We start from the raw sequence: 16486 nt of genomic DNA, 5'->3' as shown, positions 1-16486 counted from the left end.
GGGCGCCTTTTTTGTGGTGGCTGACAGAAAAACTAGCTCGACAGATTCGGTTTTCCAGTGGGGACTCGCCTCGCGCCTTCGCCATGGTATCGGCAACATTTGTCGAGACTCGGTCATGCACACATCCCTACTTCCCACCCTCGGTCTGATGATCGCCCTGGCTGGCTGCAGCACCCCACCTCCGGCTCCTGCACCCGCAGCACCACCCGCTTTGCCGGCGACATCGCCCAAGCCGAAAACCCAGCTTCCGGCCTGGGTCCGCCAGGACCGTTACACCCTGGTCACCACGCGTCCCACGGTGGAGCAGCGCCAGCCGCTGTATCAATTGGTCAACGTGCAGATCTCGCCAGCCCTGCATGCCACCGTCGGTGAAGCCCTACGTCACGTGCTGCACCGCTCGGGCTACGCGCTGTGTGCCGACAGCCCAGCGGTGGATCGCTTGTTCCGTCGCCCTCTGCCCGCGGTACAGCATCAGCTCGGACCGATCTCGCTGCTGGACGCCCTGACCATCATCGGCGGCCCGGCCTGGCGACTCGAGATCGATCCGGTCGAGCGGAGCGTGTGCTACGCCCTGCGCGTGCCGTCGCCTGCACCTCCATTCTCCACACTGGAGATTGCGCCATGAAGGTCCTCCATTTTCAGGCGCTGGTGGTCGGTGCCCTGTGCCTGGGCGCCGCGGTGCTCGCCGCCGAAACGTACAACCATCACCAACAGTTGGCCGAGCTTCAAGCTGCGGCCCGCAATGCCCCGGCGGATCCAACGCCAGCCCTGCGCCGCGATATCGATGCTTTGGCCGACAAGCTCACGACGCTACAGCCGCAGGTCGTGGCGCTGGGCGAGGCGCAAAGTCGACACACCACGGCGCAGGTCGCCCTCGGCCAGCAGCAGGATGAGCTGGCCGCCTCGCTCAAGACGCTCCAGGCGGCACCGCCAGGTTCAAGCAGCACCGATATGACAGCGCTGGAACAACGGCTGGCCGCGGCAGAGGCGACGTTAGAGAGACTGTCGGCCCGCCCTTCTGTGTCTGCGGCCGCCAGCACGCAGCCACAGGCCTCCATCGGTGAAAAAGCCAAGGCCAAGGCGCTGACACCGCCCTTCACCTTGCTGGGTATCGAGACCCGAGGTGACGTCAGGTTCGTGGCTGCCCTGCCGGTCGGCGCCCATTCGCTGACAACCGTGCACCTGCTGCAACCGGGAGACAGCTTTAACAGCTGGCAGTTGCGTGCGATCCGTGCGGACCAGGTGGTATTCCACATTCCTGGGCATGGCGACCGCACGCTGCCACTGCCGTGAAGAGGTGCGTATGACTCGGCTCTCCATTCTCTCGTTCATCCTGCTTCCCGGCTGCCTATTCGCAGAACTGGCGTTGAGCGCGCCAAAACTGGTCGACTCAGCCCCGCAGTTCAGCGAACAAACGCTGCTGGATCGGCAGGTATCCGATACGGCTCGGGCCAAGGCCTGGGGGCTAACCGATGATGAGTGGGCCAAGTTCGAGCGCCTGCAGGCTGGGCCCCGCCACTACTGGTCGCCGCAACTCGATCCGCTCACCACCCTCGGCGTAGAGGCCGACTCTGACCAGGAAAGGCAGCGCTACGCCGAGTTGCAGGTCCGTCTCGAAGCCAAACGTGCCGAGCGCGAGCTGGCCTACCAGAAGGCCTACACCGCCGCCTGGGCACGCCTGTTACCTGGGATGCTGCCCGTACAGGGCATGGCCGATGATCCAGCGGCTACGCCTGCTGGCCGCTTTGCCGTGTTTGTGGAGGAACGCTGCCCGCCCTGCGTCTCCAGCACCCAGCAATGGCTGCGTGGCGGTACGCACCTCGATGTGTACCTGGTCGGCAGCCAAGGTGACGACGGGCGTCTGCGCCAGTGGGCACGTGGCGCGGGCATTACCCCCGCCCAGGTCAGCAGTGGCCAGGTCACCCTCAACCATGACCGCGGCCGCTGGTTCGCCCTGGGTGCCAGCCGCCCCTTGCCGGCGCGCTTCCAGCAGGTGGACGGAAAATGGCAGCGTATCGAGTGATCCTAGCGCTGGCCTTGACCGGTGCCGCGGCCGTTCAAGCGGGAGCGCTGCCGCCGCCTGCGTATCAACTGGCAGCCGCGCGCGCCGGCATCCCCGCCTCCGTGCTGTTCGCCATCGCCCTGCAAGAGAGCGGTACGCCGCTGCGGGGTCACCTAATGCCCTGGCCTTGGACCCTGAATGTCGCCGGCACATCGCTGCGCTTCGCCCGCCGTGATGAGGCGTGTGCCGCACTCAAACAAGCGCTGGTCCGTCACGATCCGAAGCGCATCGATGTCGGGCTCGGGCAGACCAACCTCGGCTACCACCCGGACCGCTACCACAGTGCCTGCGAGGCCCTCGATCCACGCGCCAACCTGGCCGTGACGGCAGATCTGCTGCGCGCCCACTACGCCGACAGCGGTGACTGGGTCGTGGCGGCGGGCCGCTATCACCGCCCTGCCGGCGGTAAACCTGCAGCGCGCTACCGCCGACAGTTCAGCCAGCACTGGCAGCGTGTGCAGGCAGTCGTGTCCTATCCGAGAGGGCCGCAGCCATGACCCATCGGTGCTGGATAACGCTGTTTACCTGCCTGTGGTGGACGGTTGGCGCGCTCGCGGCCCCCAGCCAACTGCCCGATCCCCGCGCGTTGACCTGGACCCTGCCCATACACAGTACACGCCTTTCACCCGGTGCCGTGTCGCCAAGGGCATTGAGCCTGCCAGGGTTCACGCCGCTGTTCCTGGTCGGGCACGACGCCGCTTCTCTGGAATGGTTGGCCCAGCATGCGCAGACGCTGCAGAAGCTGGGCGCCAGCGGTCTAGCCGTTGAAGTTACCGACGCCCAGGCGCTGCGACGTATCCAGGCGGCAGCCCCGGGACTGAACATCTGGCCGGTGAGTGGTGACGACATCGCCGAACGCCTAGAGCTGCAGCACTACCCGGTGCTGATCACGCCCACCGGCCTGGAACAGTGAGGGTGCATCATGGGCGAACATGCGATGGAGTCTCTGCTGCGTCCTGCGGTGGAGCTATACACCGTGGGTATCTGCGCGGGTGCTGGCGCCCTATGTCTGCACTCACCTTGGGCGGTAGCCCTGTCGCCCGAGGTGGGGGCCGGCATGGCACTGGCCTACACTGCATTCGGCCTGAAGCGGCTGAATGAGGCACGGATCGTCCTGCGCTATCGACGCAACATCCGCCGCCTGCCGCGCTATTCGCTGACCAGTCGCCAGATTCCGGTGAGCGGCAAGCGCCTGTTCATGGGCCGCGGCTTTCGCTGGACCCGCCTGCACACCCAGCGTCTGCTCGAGGCGCAGGACCCGGCGCTGGCCCGCTATGTCAATCAATCGGCGGCCCACCAGTGGGCACGGCGGATGGAGCACTTGCTGGAGAAGGCTCCACCCGGGTTGTCGCTGCTGCCCCGCCTGACCGCCTGGGACAGCCCATTGAACCCGGTGCGGCCACTGCCACCGGTGGGTGGCTCGCCACTGCTGCATGGCGTCGAGCCGAAGGAGCAAGAAGCCAGCCTACCGCTGGGCGAACGCGTCGGGCATACCCTGGTACTTGGCACCACCCGGGTCGGCAAGACGCGCCTGGCCGAGGTGTACATCACCCAGGACATCCATCGAACCAGCCAGGAGGTGGTGATCGTCTTCGACCCCAAGGGCGATGCCGACTTGCTCAAGCGCATGTACGTGGAGGCGCGGCGCGCCGGCCGCGAGCGTGAGTTCTATGTGTTCCACCTGGGCTGGCCGGAGATCTCCGCCCGCTACAACGCCATCGGTCGTTTTGGCCGCATTTCGGAAGTCGCCACCCGCATCGCTGGCCAGCTCAGCGGTGAAGGCAACTCGGCGGCGTTTCGCGAGTTTGCCTGGCGCTTCGTCAACATCATCGCCCGGGCGCTGATCGAGCTCGGCCGCCGCCCTGACTACCTGCAGATCCAGCGGCACGTGGTGAACATCGATGCGCTGTTCATCGAGTACGCTCAGCATTTCTTCGCCCGCCATGATCCTCAGGCCTGGGAAGCGATCGTGCAGATCGAAGGCCGCCTGAACGAGAAGAACATCCCACGGCATATGATTGGCCGGGAAAAGCGCGTGGTGGCGATCGAGCAATACCTGACTGCCAAGCGCATTTTCGATCCTGTAATGGACGGCCTGCGCTCGGCCGTGCGCTACGACCGCACCTACTTCGACAAGATCGTGGCTTCGCTGCTGCCGCTGCTGGAAAAACTCACCAGCGGCAAGACCGCACAGTTGCTCGCCCCCAACTACACCGACCTCGACGATCCGAGGCCGATCTTCGACTGGCTGCAGGTCATCCGCAAACGCGGCATCGTCTACGTCGGCCTGGACGCGCTGTCCGATGCTGAAGTTGCCGCTGCCGTCGGCAACTCGATGTTTGCCGACCTGGTCTCCGTAGCTGGCCACATCTACAAGCATGGCATCGATCATGGCCTGCCAGGCTCCTCCAGCGCTGCGGACAAGGTGCCGATCAATCTGCATGCCGACGAGTTCAACGAGTTGATGGGCGACGAGTTCATTCCGCTGATCAACAAGGGTGGTGGCGCCGGTATCCAGGTCACCGCCTACACCCAGACCTTGAGCGACATCGAGGCACGGATCGGCAACCGGGCCAAGGCCGGCCAGGTCATCGGCAACTTCAACACCCTGCAGATGCTTCGCGTGCGGGAAACCGCGACCGCAGAACTGCTGACCAAACAACTGCCCAAGGTCAACGTGCAGACCCGCACCCTGGTCTCCGGCGCGACGGACACCGCCGATCCGGACGCCCGCACCGACTTCACCTCCTCCTCGCAGGATCGGGTCACCACCACTTCGGTACCACTGATTGAACCCGCGCACATCATCGCCTTGCCCAAGGGCCAGATGTTCTCGTTCCAGGAGGGAGGACAGCTGTGGAAGGTGCGCATGCCGCTACCGAAGTCGGCTAGCGACGATGCGATGCCGGCGGATCTGCAGGCCCTGGCCGCGCGCATGCGCGAGTCCTACAACGCCAATGCGGGGAGTTGGTGGAGCAGCGCTGGCGGTGCGCCGACGGTCGATTTTGATCCCGAGATGCCTCCACAAGGGCGCAGGCACTCCTAATCTGCGCGCCGTGAGCAACCGAGTACTGTGGAGCCCATATGCCGACTGCCCCAGACAGCCCACCGCCTCCACAACGAAGTCCGGGACTCATCTTCGGCATGCTCGAACTGTGTCTGCGGCTACTCGGCCTGCTGTTCGCTTCGCTGATCTTCTCCATTGTGCTGGAATTCGTGGGCATGCTGTGGTTCTGGTCCGAGCAGGGCTGGCACCATAGCCATGCCATGTGGCTGAGCGAGCTAGGCTGGCTCAGCGATCACTTCAAGAAGTCATTGCTCGTGCAAGAGCCGGCGCAAGCGACCGTCAAGGTACTCGAACACCTGAACGACTGGATCGTAGTGCGGTCTGGATGGGCGACATCTGATACCCAGCTGAAACTGCTCAGTCAGGAACCTTCAATGCAGGGGCAGTTCGCGCAAGTCTACGTTGTGATGCAGGACTACCTGCTCGCAGCCCTGTTCACGACCTTCACTTTCGCAGTGCGGCTGGCCGTACTCACTTTGGCCACCCCACTGTTCTTGCTCGCGGTGATCACCGGCGCGATCGATGGCTTGATGCGTCGCGACCTGCGTAAGTTCGGAGCAGGCCGCGAAAGCAGTTTCGTCTACCACCGAGCAAAGCGGACACTACTGCCGCTGGTGGTCAGCCCCTGGGTGATCTACTTATCCTTGCCCTGGTCGGTGAATCCCATCTGGGTGCTGCTGCCATGCGCCATTTTACTTGGCATCATGGTGGCCATCACTGCTACTACATTCAAAAAATACCTTTGACTGCCCACCTCGGCGAATGCCGAAATATGTTATTTAAAATCAACGCCTTAGAACGTACACGGTTGAGGCAAAACAAGCAGTAGCCACACCGACGGCACAACCACGGCTCCCTATCATTGATCGCAGGTTATCTACGCGCGACCAGCACCACCTCTTGAGAGTTGACTACACAACCACTCTCGGGCAATGCTGGCATATCGCCAACGCTCGATTAGTAAAGGGACTTCACATGAACGACATTGCTGTCATTTCACAAGAAGAAGAGGAAGGTGCGGAGCAGGAAGCGCTTCTAATTGCGTCAGAAAGAAAAAATCGCGACAAAGAGTCCGAAAAAATTCGGGTACTTTCTGCAATCGCCAGTAACAGCCCGACGCGTGTGACCGATAGAGTTGCGTGGATTCTTAATCACTATCCTCAGGCCCGAGACTCTGACATCAAGTGCCAAATCATTTATTGGAAGACTTTCCAAACCGACCTCTATAGCGGGGGTGATATTTCATTTGAAAATTACCCCAAACTGCAGAGATTGCACTCTATAGCACGCGCCAGAGCGGTGGTACAAAACATACTGGGTCTATTCATTGCATCACCTGAAGTTAGAAAATACAGAGGGAAGCTGGAAGAGGAAGAAAAGCAGCGTGCTCTTGAGGTCCGACCTTCGCACCCAGTATATTGCATCTATGCCGATGAGAGCGGAAAAACCGGAAAGTACCTATTAGTCGGTAGCCTTTGGATTTTAAGAAGCTACGAAACCATGAAGATCACTGCCGCCATTAACAGGAAGAAGGCAGAGATAGGATTCAAAGGCGAAATGCATTTTAAAGAAATCAACAAGGGGAATCTCGAAGCCTACGAGGCGCTGCTTGGCTCTATCGTACAGAACTCCTCCTCAATCTCATTCAAAGGCCTCGGAGTAAATCGTAGCGGCCTTTACAATGTCGACGACACGCTCAATAAGCTATTTTACCATATGGTAATCCAAGGAATTACCGAAGAAAACAAATCTGGCCGAGCCATTCTCCCACGAAACCTGCAATTTAGAAAGGATGCAGAAGAAGCGTCAAAAGACAAACTTGCGCTAATGGAAATAGAATTACAATTGAAAAATGCTGCCAGCAACATCTTCCAAGGAAACGTGTATGTTGACATAGTTGAGGCGGAAGACTCCAGCATATCTCCACTCATGCAAATTTCCGACTTATTTGTTAGCTCCATCTCTAGAATAATGAATAAAGAGGAGGGAAAAGAAGGCCCCAAGGATATTTTCGCGAGGAAATTTCTTGAAGCATTTGGCGTCGACACAAGAAGTGAAACCTTAGAGGGTTTGAGCGAGTGCGTTCGCTTTTCCTAATCGTGACTGGATCTCATTCTGACTTCACCCATAAACTAATAACCGCCTGCGACGCTAGGAGCATCAGGATGAGTCAAATAGGCTTTTTTGATCAGCGGATAATCAAGAGATTCTGGGGCGCGCTCGCCGCGACCGGCACAGCGCTGTCATTACTACTAATTTTCGTAACCATACCTGAAACTGGAAAGGTCACAGCGGGGATCGCCTGTGTGGCATTCTTGATTTTAATTTATATTTACTTTTGGTGGACATCTAACAACCTAACCGAAGTAGAACTAAAGATAGAAAGCACAACAGTCATCGTAAAAGTAGGCGACATATTCAAGCAACCCGGCCTTAAAGCGATCGCCTTTAACGAGTACTTTGATACACAAGTTGACGACGAAATAATCTCTCACAGCTCTTTAAACGGAATATTCATAGACAGGCACTTACCAAAAGCATTAGTAGACCTTGAAAATCATCTGACCGCCTATCGATTCGACGAGTGTGAAATCTTAGAGTTAAACGAAACTAGGGCAACTGGAAAGAAACAGAGATACGACATAGGCACTATATGTGTGTACGAGGATTTTCTTCTTGCAGCCTTCTCAAAATTCAACGACCGCAACCAAGCCTATTTAACGATGCCTGAGTACCTAGGGTTTTTGATAAAATTCTGGGACAACGTCAATAGAGTGTACGCACAGCAAAGCGTTTCAACACCAATATTCGGATCGGGCATCACGCGCATTAAAGAACATCGAAATATAAGCGACGAAGAACTACTAAAGATCATGCTCTGGACTTTTAGAATAAGCGAGATGCGCTTCAAGCACCCAGCAAAGCTCAACATAATAATTCACAAAGACAAAATTAGTCAAATTAATTTACTTGACATAAAGTCCGCCAGGAACGGTTTGTAACCTAACACAAGATTAATTAAGATCCGGCAGATTAAAACCTCTGCCGGAGCGATAACTTTCCACCTGCCCGCTAGATACCAAGCTTCTTATAAATATCCGCCGGATAATAATGCGGACCTTTTCTCACCTTCTGGGCGAACGCTGGGACATACTCATCCAGCGCAAACTTTATTATAGCTGGCTGCAGCGAAACTGACATTGTATAGTAGTCCGCATTCAGCAGGGGAGTCGGTATTAACGCTCGTTGAATTTCGCGACTGCCGCCTTTATTCGCCACCACAACGGGCAAGTCAAACTCCACAATTAGCTCAAGCTCGTGAGCCAAAAACGAATATCCATCCCCGCCTTTCCTCTTGGCATCTGGACTGCCAATCAAGACAACCTGCTTTGCATTTTTCATACGCTGGCGAAGATTTCGCTTAATCGTTTCCCGCTGACTTGTATCCCTCGAAATGAATAGATCGTGAGCATCAAAAAAATCGAAGTCTATCTTATCATTCTCGCGCCATGCTTCCATGAGCCGATACAAGTTAATGTCTTCGCTTGCGAAAGCGACGTAAGTTTTATTTCGATACGCCATAAACCCTCCGTGTTAATCTGCAACGTAAAGGCATTTTAATATCATACTTTTCTGACGAAAGCTTTACTTTCCAAACCGAATCTATTACCCAGTGTGACTGGAGGAGGAACACAACGACCAAGGTCACTCGAACAGTCGGAGCAGCCGACAAACGCAAGCACCGATTCATGTGCAACCCAACATACCTGGAGCTTTAGCTGCTGTAGTCAACCTGCGTAAGGGCAAACCGCCCCCCCCCTGCATCCACCCCTGCTCCTCGAATGTGAATGACCGAAAATCCCTTTTGGTCATGCAATAACCCGCCTGCGCCTTCAAGGTAAAAGCCAGTTACCCGGCTGGATTTAATCATGACTCCTATTCCCTACACATTGCTCCTTGCGTGTTTTGTAACGCTCTCTGCTGCGGCTCAAGACGTACGCGAGCGCTCAAGTCTGGGCTTGGTGCAGCGGCAGATCACCGCCATCGAGCTATTGGCCAAGAGCGCAAGCAGCAGATCTGTCGATGCTGCAGGGCCCCGTTATCGCTTCGATTATCCGAGGTTCGCTGCGGACCTCGAGCGTATGCGTCAAGGAATCCACAACTACCTGTCGCCCTCCCGCGCGCAGCCTGCCGATCTGGTCGAGTTCACTGGTGACTACCGGGCTGAAGCGGCTAACTCGAGTCCTTCCGATGAGCATGACTGACGCCCAATTAAACGCGTTCTCTGCCGTTGCCGGGTTCACCCCGCAGCTCAGCTCGGTGCTGTGGCGCTCATCTGTGCTCGTGCTCGCATTGCTCTGGTGTAGCTGGGCCCTGTGGACCGGCTACCGCGGGTGGGCAGCCGGCAACCTCAATTTCGGTGCGCTCGGTGGCAGCACGCTGCGCCTGGTCCTCGCCCTGATCGTGCTGATGTTTTTCATGTTGTCGTAATCAGGAGTCCTTGCTATGAACCTCTACCGTCGTTGCCATCGCCCGCTCGCTCTGTTCCGGAAATCCTGTCCGCAAGTCCTGTTCGGTAGCCTAGTGCTGCTGAGCTCGACGCTGGCCTGGGCTGACCTACCGACCATGGAAGCGCCCTCTCGCGGCGAAGGTTCGGGTCTGATCGACACCATCAAGAACTACGCCTACGACGGCGGCATTCTGCTCGGCCTGTTGATAGCCACTCTCGCCTTCCTCGGCGTGGCTTGGCATTCGCTCACCGTCTACGCCGACGTGCAGAACCAGCGTAAGACTTGGAAGGATCTCGGCGCGGTGGTCGGCGTCGGCGCGCTGCTAGTGGTGGTGATCCTGTGGTTCCTCACCAAAGCTGCGACGATCCTGTGAGGTCATCATGTCCGACTCCCCAGCCACTCTGCCTGACGGAACGCTGACCTTCCTCCCGGAGCGCCTCAACCATGACCCGGCCGTTCTTCGCGGGCTCACCAACGACGAGATGTGGGTCGCGCTGATCGTCGGCGCAGGGCTAGGTGTGATTCTCGGTGCGCCGCTGGCGGTGGCCACCGCCTCCATCGCTACCCTCCCCACCTGCATGTTCATTTGCATGGCTTTGGTGTTGCTGGGCGGCGGCAAGCTGATGCGCCGAGCCAAGCGCGCCCGGCCGGAAACCTGGTTGTACCGGCGTCTACAGTGGCACTTGGCAGTGCACTGGGGCATCGGCACTCATCAGCTGATCCTGCATTCGGGGCCCTGGACCGTCCGCCGTACACGTCGACATGTGAGGGCTGTTGAATGAGCCGCTTCCGCAACAAAGTCGACGCGCAGCAGGCGCATATCTTCAGCCTGCGTCTGGCCGTATCGATCCTGGCACTGCTGTGCTGCGGGCTGTGGTACGGCTGGCAGTCCGCACCCTCCGAGCTGACCATTCATGTGCCGCCCGATCTGCGCTCCGGCAGTACGCGCAAGTGGTGGGATGTACCCCCGGAAAACATCTACGGCTTCGCTCTGTACATCTTCGGCCAACTCAACCGCTGGCCAACCGACGGTGAGGTCGACTACCACCGTGCCATCTTTGCTCTGCAGCCCTACCTGACACCGGCGTGCAAGACCTTCTTCGACGGTGACTTCGAGTACCGCAAGGCCGCCGGCGAACTGCGCGGCCGGGTGCGCGGGGTGTACGAGGTGCTGGGCCGCGGCTACAGCGACGATCCCGACTTGCGCGTGAAGCAGCTGGATAAGCACAGCTGGCTGGTCAAACTCGACCTCAATGCCGACGAGTACTACGCCGCCGAGCCGGTGAAACGCGTCGTCGTGCGCTACCCGCTGCGTGTGGTGCGCTTCGACGTCGACCCCGAGCACAACAAGTGGGGCCTGGCCCTGGACTGCTACGAAGGCACACCGCAGAAACTGACGCTGCCTGGAGGTGCGGGATGATGCGTGTCTTGATCATGATTCTGGCGGTTGCCGCAGGTTGGTGTTCTGCAGTCGGTGCGATCGAGGTCAAATACTGGGACCGCCTGCCGCTGGCCGTACCGCTTACGGTGGGCCAGGAGCGGGTCTTGATGCTGGATGAGGATGTGCGTGTCGGGCTGCCCAGTGCGATCGCTGGCAAGCTGCGCGTGCAGTCCGTCGGCGGCACGGTCTATCTGCGCGCCGCTGAAACCCTTCCCCCTACCCGGCTGCAACTGCAGTCGGTGAAGTCAGGTGACATCATCCTGATCGACATCGAGGCGCTCGAGGGCAGCGAGGCACTGGAGCCGGTCAGGATCGTGGGCCAGGCTTCGGTACCGGGCGTGGAAGCTGCGAAGGAGGCGGCACCGGCAGCTACGCCGGTACCTGTGGTGCTCACCCGCTATGCGGCGCAGAACCTCTATGCGCCCCTGCGTACCGTGGCACCACTGCCCGGTGTGCGACGGGTGCCGCTAAGCGACGCCGTTGCTTTCAGTTCGTTGCTGCCCACCGAGCGGGTTTCGATCAAGGCACTCGCGGCCTGGCGGCTGGGCGACTACTGGGTGACGGCGGTAAAGATCGTGAACCGCGGTCCTGGCAAGGTCGCGCTGGACCCGCGTCACCTACAGGCCACGCTGTACGCCGCAACCTTCCAGCATGCGGACCTAGGTCTCACCGGTACGCCTGAAGACACCACCGTGGCATACCTCGTCACCCGCGGCGGCGACCTGAAGCACGCGCTGCTGTTGCCCCCGCCAAAACCGGAGGCTGCCGATCATGAAAGCTAACGGCCTGCTGAAATGGTTTGTGCCTGCGGTCCTGCTGGGCATCGTGCTGATCATCATCAAGTCCTGGGTGACCGCGCCGGATGGCCAGCCCACTCACGATCCGGAGAATGCCACGCTCAGCGCGGAACAGGCCAAAGCCTTGGGCATCGCCGGCGACACCCCACGCGACACCGTGGCCACGCTGATCGGCCAGGTAAAAGCGATGCGCAGCGAAATGCAGATGTTGAAGAAAGGCAACGATGCCCTGCAGACCGAGAACAACCGGCTGCGCACGCGCGAAGGCAATATCGATACGCGCATCCAGAGCACGCTGAGCAGTGTCACCCAACAGGTTACCGAACAGCGCCAGCAGGCCAACGATGCACGGCAGAAGGCCGAGCAACAGCACCGCGAGACCCAGGGGCTACTCTCCAGGCTCAAGGATCAGCTCACCGGTAAGCCCGCCGTAAAGTCGGATGTTCCTGCGGGCTTCGGTCTTGAGCCAGGCGACGAGCAGCAGTTTGCAGGCCCTCAGGCACCGGCAGATGCGGTGCAGTGGATCGAACCATCGAATTCCCGCGCCGGCCAAGAGAACACCGGCAAAGCCGAGGGACCGCTGTCGTCGTTGACCTCGAAGTTCAAGGATCTGCACGGTCTGGACGACAACGCCATCGACCGTGGCCAGGATCGCTTGCGTGCCGTCGCCAAAGGCGAACGTGACCTGGAGAACGCCCAGGACCGTACCGAAGGTGCCCGCCCCGTCTACACCATCCCCGAGAATTCGACGCTGATGGGCTCGATCGCCATGACCGCGCTGATTGGCCGGGTGCCGGTGGACGGCACAGTGAACGATCCCTATCCGTTCAAGGTGCTGGTGGGGCCAGACAACCTCACTGCCAACGGCATCGACCTGCCGGACGTGGTCGGCGCGGTAATGAGCGGCACCGCTGCGGGTGACTGGACGCTGTCCTGCGTGCGTGGTCAGGTCGAGTCGATCACCTTTGTCTTCGGCGACGGCACCGTTCGCACGGTGCCGCAGCCGCAGAAGGTCGTCAGCCGCAATCGCAGCAGCACCCAGACCTCTGACACCGAGAAGATCCGCGGCGGCCTGGGCTACATTTCCGACCCCTACGGCATCCCCTGCATTTCCGGTGAGCGCCGCTCCAACGCCCAGCAGTACCTGGGCAGCCAGAGTCTGATCACTGCGGCCGGCGCCGGCTTCGCCGCGGCCTTGGGCAGCGAGCAAACCAACACCTCCTTCATTAATTCGGCCAGCGGCAGCCTGGGTTTGAGCCAGAACAGCGGCAACAGCGCGCTGAACTCGGTGATCAGCGGTGGCATTGGCGACATCCGTGAGTGGATCAACAAGCTCTACGGCGAAGCCTTCGCCGCCATCTACGTGCCCCCTGGGGCCAAGGTGGCTCTGCACCTGGACCACGAAATCAGCATCGATTACGAACCAAAAGGCCGGAGAGTGAACCATGAAAGCCCATCCGTTTCGGTACTGGATCTGGATTAGCCTGCTGCTCGGCCTGCACTTGGCCGGTTGCTCCACCAGCAAAGAGGAAATGCTGCCCCATGGCGATCACACCATGCTTGATATCTGGAACGGCGGTGGCTCGGTCGGTACTCAGCAACAGCTGCTGGAGGCGCGGGGCGAACTGCGTCGCCCGGTGCTGGATCCCGAGCGCCTGATGAACGACCAGAGCGCCTATACGCGCACTGCGGCCAACGAAATCCGTGCCCAGTTTCCGCGTCTGCCTAACCCAGACCTGGTCATGTACGTCTACCCGCACCTGGCCGGTACCCAACAGGCACCGGTGCCTGGCTACTCGACCGTATTCCCGTTGTACGAGAAGGTCGAGTACGCGCTGCCCGGCGAGCGCCTGGACGATCTGTGATGGCCGATGACGCGAGTCGCGACCCGCTACGCTGGAGGCCTTGGCGCGAGGCGCAGCGTCGGCGCGCCACGCTGGCCGATGAGGCCGCCCAGTACGCGCACAACCCCAGCTTCGCCGACCACCTGCCCTGGGTCGAATACCTCGAAGATGAGCAGTGCTTTTTGCTCGATGACAACCGTTCCGTGGGGGCCGTGTTCGAGCTGCAACCAATCGGCACCGAGGGCCGCGAGCCCGAGTGGCTAATGGCGGCACGCGACGCCCTGGAAGATGCGCTGCAGGACAGCTTCGACGAGCTCGATCAGGCGCCTTGGGTGGTGCAGTTCTTCTGCCAGGACGACAGTGATTTTGCCCCGTACCTTGAACGCCTGGAGCGCTACATCGCGCCGCGCGCGCGAGGTACGCCGTTCACCGAGGCTTTCCTCGCGTCGATGCAGCGTCACCTCGACGCCGTCGGCAAACCGGGCGGGCTGTTCGACGACCATGTGGTGTCTCACCTGCCGTGGCGCGGCAGCAATCGGCGTATTCGCCTGGTGGTCTATCGCTGGCTCGGGGAGCAGGCTGACGAGGATGGGCAGAACCCGGTTCAGCTGTTGAGCCGCACCTGCGACCGCTTGGTGGCCTCGCTGCAGGCCTGCGGGGTCAGCCCTCGACGGTTGACCGGGCGCGACTTCTACGCCTGGTTGTTGCCCTGGTTCAACCCGGCCCCTGCCCTCACCGAAGAAACGCCTGCCGCGTTCTATCGACGTGTGCCTTATCCGGAAGGGGATGACGGCGAGGAGCTGCCGCTGCCGTTCGACCACGATTTCGCCGAGCGGCTGTTCTTTCAAGAGCCGCGCTCCGATAGCGAGCAGGGTCTGTGGTACTTCGATCAACAGCCCCACGCCGTGATGGTGGTCGACAAGCTACGCAGGCCACCGCATATCGGCCAGCTGACCGGTGAAACACGCAAGGGCGAAGCGTTGAACGCCTTGTTCGATCAGTTGCCCGAGCAGGCGGTGATGAGCCTGACCTTGGTGATCACACCCCAGGATGTGCTCGAGGAGCAGCTCAATCGTCTGGCGCGCAAAGCCATCGGCGAGAACCTCGCCTCGACCCAGACACGCCAGGACGTGGAAGAGGCCCGCGCGCTGATTGGTCGCCAGCACAAGCTGTACCGCGGCACGTTGGCGCTGTACTTGCGCGGCGCCAATGAACAGCAGCTGCGCCAGCGTTCGGTCCAGGCTGCCAACGTGCTGCTAGGTGCCGGCCTGCAGCCGGTGCGCGAGGGCGATGAAGTGGCCGCGTGCAACAGCTACCTACGCTGGTTGCCGATGGCCTACAACCCGGCGCGGGACACACGTAACTGGTACACCCGACTGCTGTTTGCCCAGCACGTCGCCAACCTGCTGCCGCTCTGGGGTCGCTGCATCGGTACCGGCAACCCGGGCATCACCTTTTTCAACCGTGGCGGTGCGCCGCTGTCGTTCGATCCGCTGTCACGCTTCGACCGCTCGATGAATGGCCACCTGCTGTTGTTCGGCCCGACCGGCGCCGGCAAGTCGGCCACCTTGGTCTCAATCCTCATGCAGGTCATGGCCGTGTACCGGCCACGTTTGTTTATCGTCGAGGCGGGCAACTCCTTTGGTCTACAGGGTGACTATTTCGCCACCCTCGGGCTGTCCATCAACAAGGTTCAGCTCAAACCGGGCAGCGATGTGAGCCTGGCGCCGTTCGCCCATGCCCGGCGCCTAATTGAACATCCAGACCAGGTCGCCAGCCTGTCGACTGAAGATCTGGATGAGGCCGCGCCGGACAGTGACGAGCAGCGCGATGTGTTGGGCGAGCTGGAGATTACCGCGCGGCTGATGATCACCGGCGGCGAAGCCAAGGAAGAGGCGCGCCTGACCCGAGCAGACCGCAGTCTGATCCGCGAGTGCATCCTCGACGCCGCCCGACATTGCGCGACGACTGAGCAGCAGGTGCTGACCCGCCATGTCCGCGATGCCCTGCGTAAGGTCGCCAGCGACACCCATCTGCCCGACAAACGCCGCGAGCGAGCGCAGGAGATGGCCGAGTCGATCGACCTGTTCTGCCAGGGTTTCGAAGGTGCCTTGTTCGACCGGCCCGGCACACCTTGGCCGGAGAGCGACGTGACGATCGTCGACCTCGCCACGTACGCCCGTGAGGGTTACGAGGCGCAGATGTCGATCAGCTACATCAGCCTGATGAACACGGTAAACAACATCGCTGAGCGCGATCAGTACCTGGGACGACCGATCATCATGGTCACCGACGAAGGCCACATAATTACCAAGAATCCGCTGCTGGCACCCTTCGTGGTCAAGGGCACGAAGATGTGGCGCAAGCTCGGTGCCTGGTTCTGGCTGGCAACGCAGAACATGGCCGACTTGCCCGACGCGGCGCAGACCATGCTCAACATGATCGAATGGTGGATCTGCTTAAACATGCCGCCAGCGGAAATTGAGGAAATAGCCCGCTTCAAGAAACTCACGCCGGCGCAGAAAGCGCTGCTGCTCTCCGCAAGCAAGGCCTCGGGCAAGTACACCGAGGGCGTCGTCCTGTCGAAGAACCTAGAGACGCTGTTCCGCGCGGTACCACCGAGCCTATACCTCGCCTTGGCCATGACCGAGCCCGAGGAAAAAGCTCAGCGCTGGCGATTGATGGAAGAGCACCAGCAGTCCGAGCTGGAAGCCGCCCTGCAGGTCGCGGCGGAGATTGATCGCCTGCGCGGCATCTCGTGAAC

The 16486-nt window shown here is 60.3% G+C and carries 19 protein-coding genes; 18 read left to right on the top strand and 1 reads right to left on the bottom strand.

Annotated elements, in window-relative coordinates; translation table 11 throughout:
• Nucleotides 1-115: 115 nt before the first annotated feature.
• From C4Q27_RS22575 to C4Q27_RS22535, 9 genes are all read left to right on the top strand, one after another.
• Entirely contained in the window at nucleotides 116-625 is a 510-nt protein-coding gene (locus C4Q27_RS22575) for a PilL N-terminal domain-containing protein (RefSeq protein ID WP_177410016.1), read from the top strand.
• Entirely contained in the window at nucleotides 622-1293 is a 672-nt protein-coding gene (locus tag C4Q27_RS22570; RefSeq protein WP_103469177.1) for a hypothetical protein, read from the top strand. The genes C4Q27_RS22575 and C4Q27_RS22570 overlap by 4 nt, the downstream gene beginning before the upstream one ends.
• 10 nt (nucleotides 1294-1303) lie before the next feature.
• Nucleotides 1304-2023, top strand: coding sequence for a TIGR03759 family integrating conjugative element protein (locus tag C4Q27_RS22565; protein ID WP_103469479.1), 720 nt, complete (start codon nucleotides 1304-1306; stop codon nucleotides 2021-2023).
• A complete protein-coding gene (locus C4Q27_RS22560) occupies nucleotides 2005-2559 on the top strand; it encodes a transglycosylase (RefSeq protein WP_103469178.1) in 555 nt (184 codons plus the stop codon). The genes C4Q27_RS22565 and C4Q27_RS22560 overlap by 19 nt, the downstream gene beginning before the upstream one ends.
• Nucleotides 2556-2975: an integrating conjugative element protein gene (locus tag C4Q27_RS22555; protein ID WP_103469179.1), complete on the top strand. Its 420-nt coding sequence runs from the start codon at nucleotides 2556-2558 to the stop codon at nucleotides 2973-2975. The genes C4Q27_RS22560 and C4Q27_RS22555 overlap by 4 nt, the downstream gene beginning before the upstream one ends.
• 9 nt (nucleotides 2976-2984) lie before the next feature.
• Nucleotides 2985-5108 carry a type IV conjugative transfer system coupling protein TraD gene (gene traD / locus C4Q27_RS22550; protein ID WP_103469180.1) on the top strand — a complete coding sequence of 708 codons (2124 nt, stop codon included), beginning with the start codon at nucleotides 2985-2987 and terminating at the stop codon, nucleotides 5106-5108.
• Nucleotides 5109-5146: 38 nt separating this feature from the next.
• A complete protein-coding gene (locus C4Q27_RS22545) occupies nucleotides 5147-5875 on the top strand; it encodes a TIGR03747 family integrating conjugative element membrane protein (protein ID WP_103469181.1) in 729 nt (242 codons plus the stop codon).
• Between the two features lie 229 nt (nucleotides 5876-6104).
• Nucleotides 6105-7226, top strand: a complete 1122-nt coding sequence (locus C4Q27_RS22540; RefSeq protein ID WP_103469182.1) for a DUF3800 domain-containing protein — start codon at nucleotides 6105-6107, stop codon at nucleotides 7224-7226.
• Nucleotides 7208-8131: a macro domain-containing protein gene (locus C4Q27_RS22535; RefSeq protein ID WP_247726823.1), complete on the top strand. Its 924-nt coding sequence runs from the start codon at nucleotides 7208-7210 to the stop codon at nucleotides 8129-8131. The genes C4Q27_RS22540 and C4Q27_RS22535 overlap by 19 nt, the downstream gene beginning before the upstream one ends.
• Before the next feature lie 70 nt (nucleotides 8132-8201).
• On the opposite strand, the gene C4Q27_RS22530 is transcribed toward C4Q27_RS22535, so the two are convergent.
• Nucleotides 8202-8711: a TIR domain-containing protein gene (locus C4Q27_RS22530; RefSeq protein ID WP_103469184.1), complete on the bottom strand. Its 510-nt coding sequence runs from the start codon at nucleotides 8709-8711 to the stop codon at nucleotides 8202-8204.
• 347 nt (nucleotides 8712-9058) lie between these two features.
• Between C4Q27_RS22530 and C4Q27_RS22525 the strand changes: the two genes are divergently transcribed.
• Genes C4Q27_RS22525 through C4Q27_RS22485 form a run of 9 tightly spaced genes read left to right on the top strand, consistent with a single transcriptional unit; the run spans nucleotide 9059 to nucleotide 16484 of the window.
• Nucleotides 9059-9394 carry an RAQPRD family integrative conjugative element protein gene (locus C4Q27_RS22525; RefSeq protein ID WP_103469185.1) on the top strand — a complete coding sequence of 112 codons (336 nt, stop codon included), beginning with the start codon at nucleotides 9059-9061 and terminating at the stop codon, nucleotides 9392-9394.
• Nucleotides 9381-9620 (top strand): TIGR03758 family integrating conjugative element protein, encoded by a 240-nt coding sequence (locus tag C4Q27_RS22520; RefSeq protein WP_024717928.1) that lies wholly within the window; start codon nucleotides 9381-9383, stop codon nucleotides 9618-9620. The genes C4Q27_RS22525 and C4Q27_RS22520 overlap by 14 nt, the downstream gene beginning before the upstream one ends.
• A 15-nt stretch (nucleotides 9621-9635) precedes the next feature.
• On the top strand, nucleotides 9636-10013 hold the full coding sequence (locus C4Q27_RS22515; protein ID WP_103469186.1) for a TIGR03745 family integrating conjugative element membrane protein: 378 nt from the start codon (nucleotides 9636-9638) through the stop codon (nucleotides 10011-10013).
• A 7-nt stretch (nucleotides 10014-10020) separates the two neighbouring features.
• Complete coding sequence (locus C4Q27_RS22510; RefSeq protein WP_103469187.1) at nucleotides 10021-10422, top strand: TIGR03750 family conjugal transfer protein; 402 nt, start codon at nucleotides 10021-10023, stop codon at nucleotides 10420-10422.
• Nucleotides 10419-11060 carry a PFL_4703 family integrating conjugative element protein gene (locus C4Q27_RS22505; protein ID WP_103469188.1) on the top strand — a complete coding sequence of 214 codons (642 nt, stop codon included), beginning with the start codon at nucleotides 10419-10421 and terminating at the stop codon, nucleotides 11058-11060. Before C4Q27_RS22510 ends, C4Q27_RS22505 begins: the two co-directional genes overlap by 4 nt.
• Complete coding sequence (locus C4Q27_RS22500; protein WP_103469189.1) at nucleotides 11057-11863, top strand: TIGR03749 family integrating conjugative element protein; 807 nt, start codon at nucleotides 11057-11059, stop codon at nucleotides 11861-11863. Before C4Q27_RS22505 ends, C4Q27_RS22500 begins: the two co-directional genes overlap by 4 nt.
• Nucleotides 11853-13361 (top strand): TIGR03752 family integrating conjugative element protein, encoded by a 1509-nt coding sequence (locus tag C4Q27_RS22495; protein ID WP_103469190.1) that lies wholly within the window; start codon nucleotides 11853-11855, stop codon nucleotides 13359-13361. Before C4Q27_RS22500 ends, C4Q27_RS22495 begins: the two co-directional genes overlap by 11 nt.
• Nucleotides 13324-13743 carry a TIGR03751 family conjugal transfer lipoprotein gene (locus C4Q27_RS22490; RefSeq protein WP_103469191.1) on the top strand — a complete coding sequence of 140 codons (420 nt, stop codon included), beginning with the start codon at nucleotides 13324-13326 and terminating at the stop codon, nucleotides 13741-13743. The genes C4Q27_RS22495 and C4Q27_RS22490 overlap by 38 nt, the downstream gene beginning before the upstream one ends.
• The gene (locus tag C4Q27_RS22485; protein WP_103469192.1) at nucleotides 13743-16484 is read left to right on the top strand and encodes a conjugative transfer ATPase; all 2742 of its coding nucleotides are present in this window, start codon (nucleotides 13743-13745) and stop codon (nucleotides 16482-16484) included. The genes C4Q27_RS22490 and C4Q27_RS22485 overlap by 1 nt, the downstream gene beginning before the upstream one ends.
• Nucleotides 16485-16486: the final 2 nt, after the last annotated feature.

Source organism: Pseudomonas sp. SWI36, assembly GCF_002948105.1.
GTDB classification, from domain to species: Bacteria; Pseudomonadota; Gammaproteobacteria; order Pseudomonadales; family Pseudomonadaceae; genus Aquipseudomonas; species Aquipseudomonas alloputida.
Note: the sequence above shows the minus strand (reverse complement) of the source record. Positions and strands in the feature narration are given on the sequence as shown.

Coding starts and splice junctions, on each gene's coding strand:
- C4Q27_RS22575 (WP_177410016.1), top strand. CDS start 116: ATGCACACATCCCTACTTCCCACCCTCGGTCTGATGATCGCCCTGGCT.
- C4Q27_RS22570 (WP_103469177.1), top strand. CDS start 622: ATGAAGGTCCTCCATTTTCAGGCGCTGGTGGTCGGTGCCCTGTGCCTG.
- C4Q27_RS22565 (WP_103469479.1), top strand. CDS start 1,304: ATGACTCGGCTCTCCATTCTCTCGTTCATCCTGCTTCCCGGCTGCCTA.
- C4Q27_RS22560 (WP_103469178.1), top strand. CDS start 2,005: ATGGCAGCGTATCGAGTGATCCTAGCGCTGGCCTTGACCGGTGCCGCG.
- C4Q27_RS22555 (WP_103469179.1), top strand. CDS start 2,556: ATGACCCATCGGTGCTGGATAACGCTGTTTACCTGCCTGTGGTGGACG.
- traD (WP_103469180.1), top strand. CDS start 2,985: ATGGGCGAACATGCGATGGAGTCTCTGCTGCGTCCTGCGGTGGAGCTA.
- C4Q27_RS22545 (WP_103469181.1), top strand. CDS start 5,147: ATGCCGACTGCCCCAGACAGCCCACCGCCTCCACAACGAAGTCCGGGA.
- C4Q27_RS22540 (WP_103469182.1), top strand. CDS start 6,105: ATGAACGACATTGCTGTCATTTCACAAGAAGAAGAGGAAGGTGCGGAG.
- C4Q27_RS22530 (WP_103469184.1), bottom strand. CDS start 8,711: ATGGCGTATCGAAATAAAACTTACGTCGCTTTCGCAAGCGAAGACATT.
- C4Q27_RS22525 (WP_103469185.1), top strand. CDS start 9,059: ATGACTCCTATTCCCTACACATTGCTCCTTGCGTGTTTTGTAACGCTC.
- C4Q27_RS22520 (WP_024717928.1), top strand. CDS start 9,381: ATGAGCATGACTGACGCCCAATTAAACGCGTTCTCTGCCGTTGCCGGG.
- C4Q27_RS22515 (WP_103469186.1), top strand. CDS start 9,636: ATGAACCTCTACCGTCGTTGCCATCGCCCGCTCGCTCTGTTCCGGAAA.
- C4Q27_RS22510 (WP_103469187.1), top strand. CDS start 10,021: ATGTCCGACTCCCCAGCCACTCTGCCTGACGGAACGCTGACCTTCCTC.
- C4Q27_RS22505 (WP_103469188.1), top strand. CDS start 10,419: ATGAGCCGCTTCCGCAACAAAGTCGACGCGCAGCAGGCGCATATCTTC.
- C4Q27_RS22500 (WP_103469189.1), top strand. CDS start 11,057: ATGATGCGTGTCTTGATCATGATTCTGGCGGTTGCCGCAGGTTGGTGT.
- C4Q27_RS22495 (WP_103469190.1), top strand. CDS start 11,853: ATGAAAGCTAACGGCCTGCTGAAATGGTTTGTGCCTGCGGTCCTGCTG.
- C4Q27_RS22490 (WP_103469191.1), top strand. CDS start 13,324: ATGAAAGCCCATCCGTTTCGGTACTGGATCTGGATTAGCCTGCTGCTC.
- C4Q27_RS22485 (WP_103469192.1), top strand. CDS start 13,743: ATGGCCGATGACGCGAGTCGCGACCCGCTACGCTGGAGGCCTTGGCGC.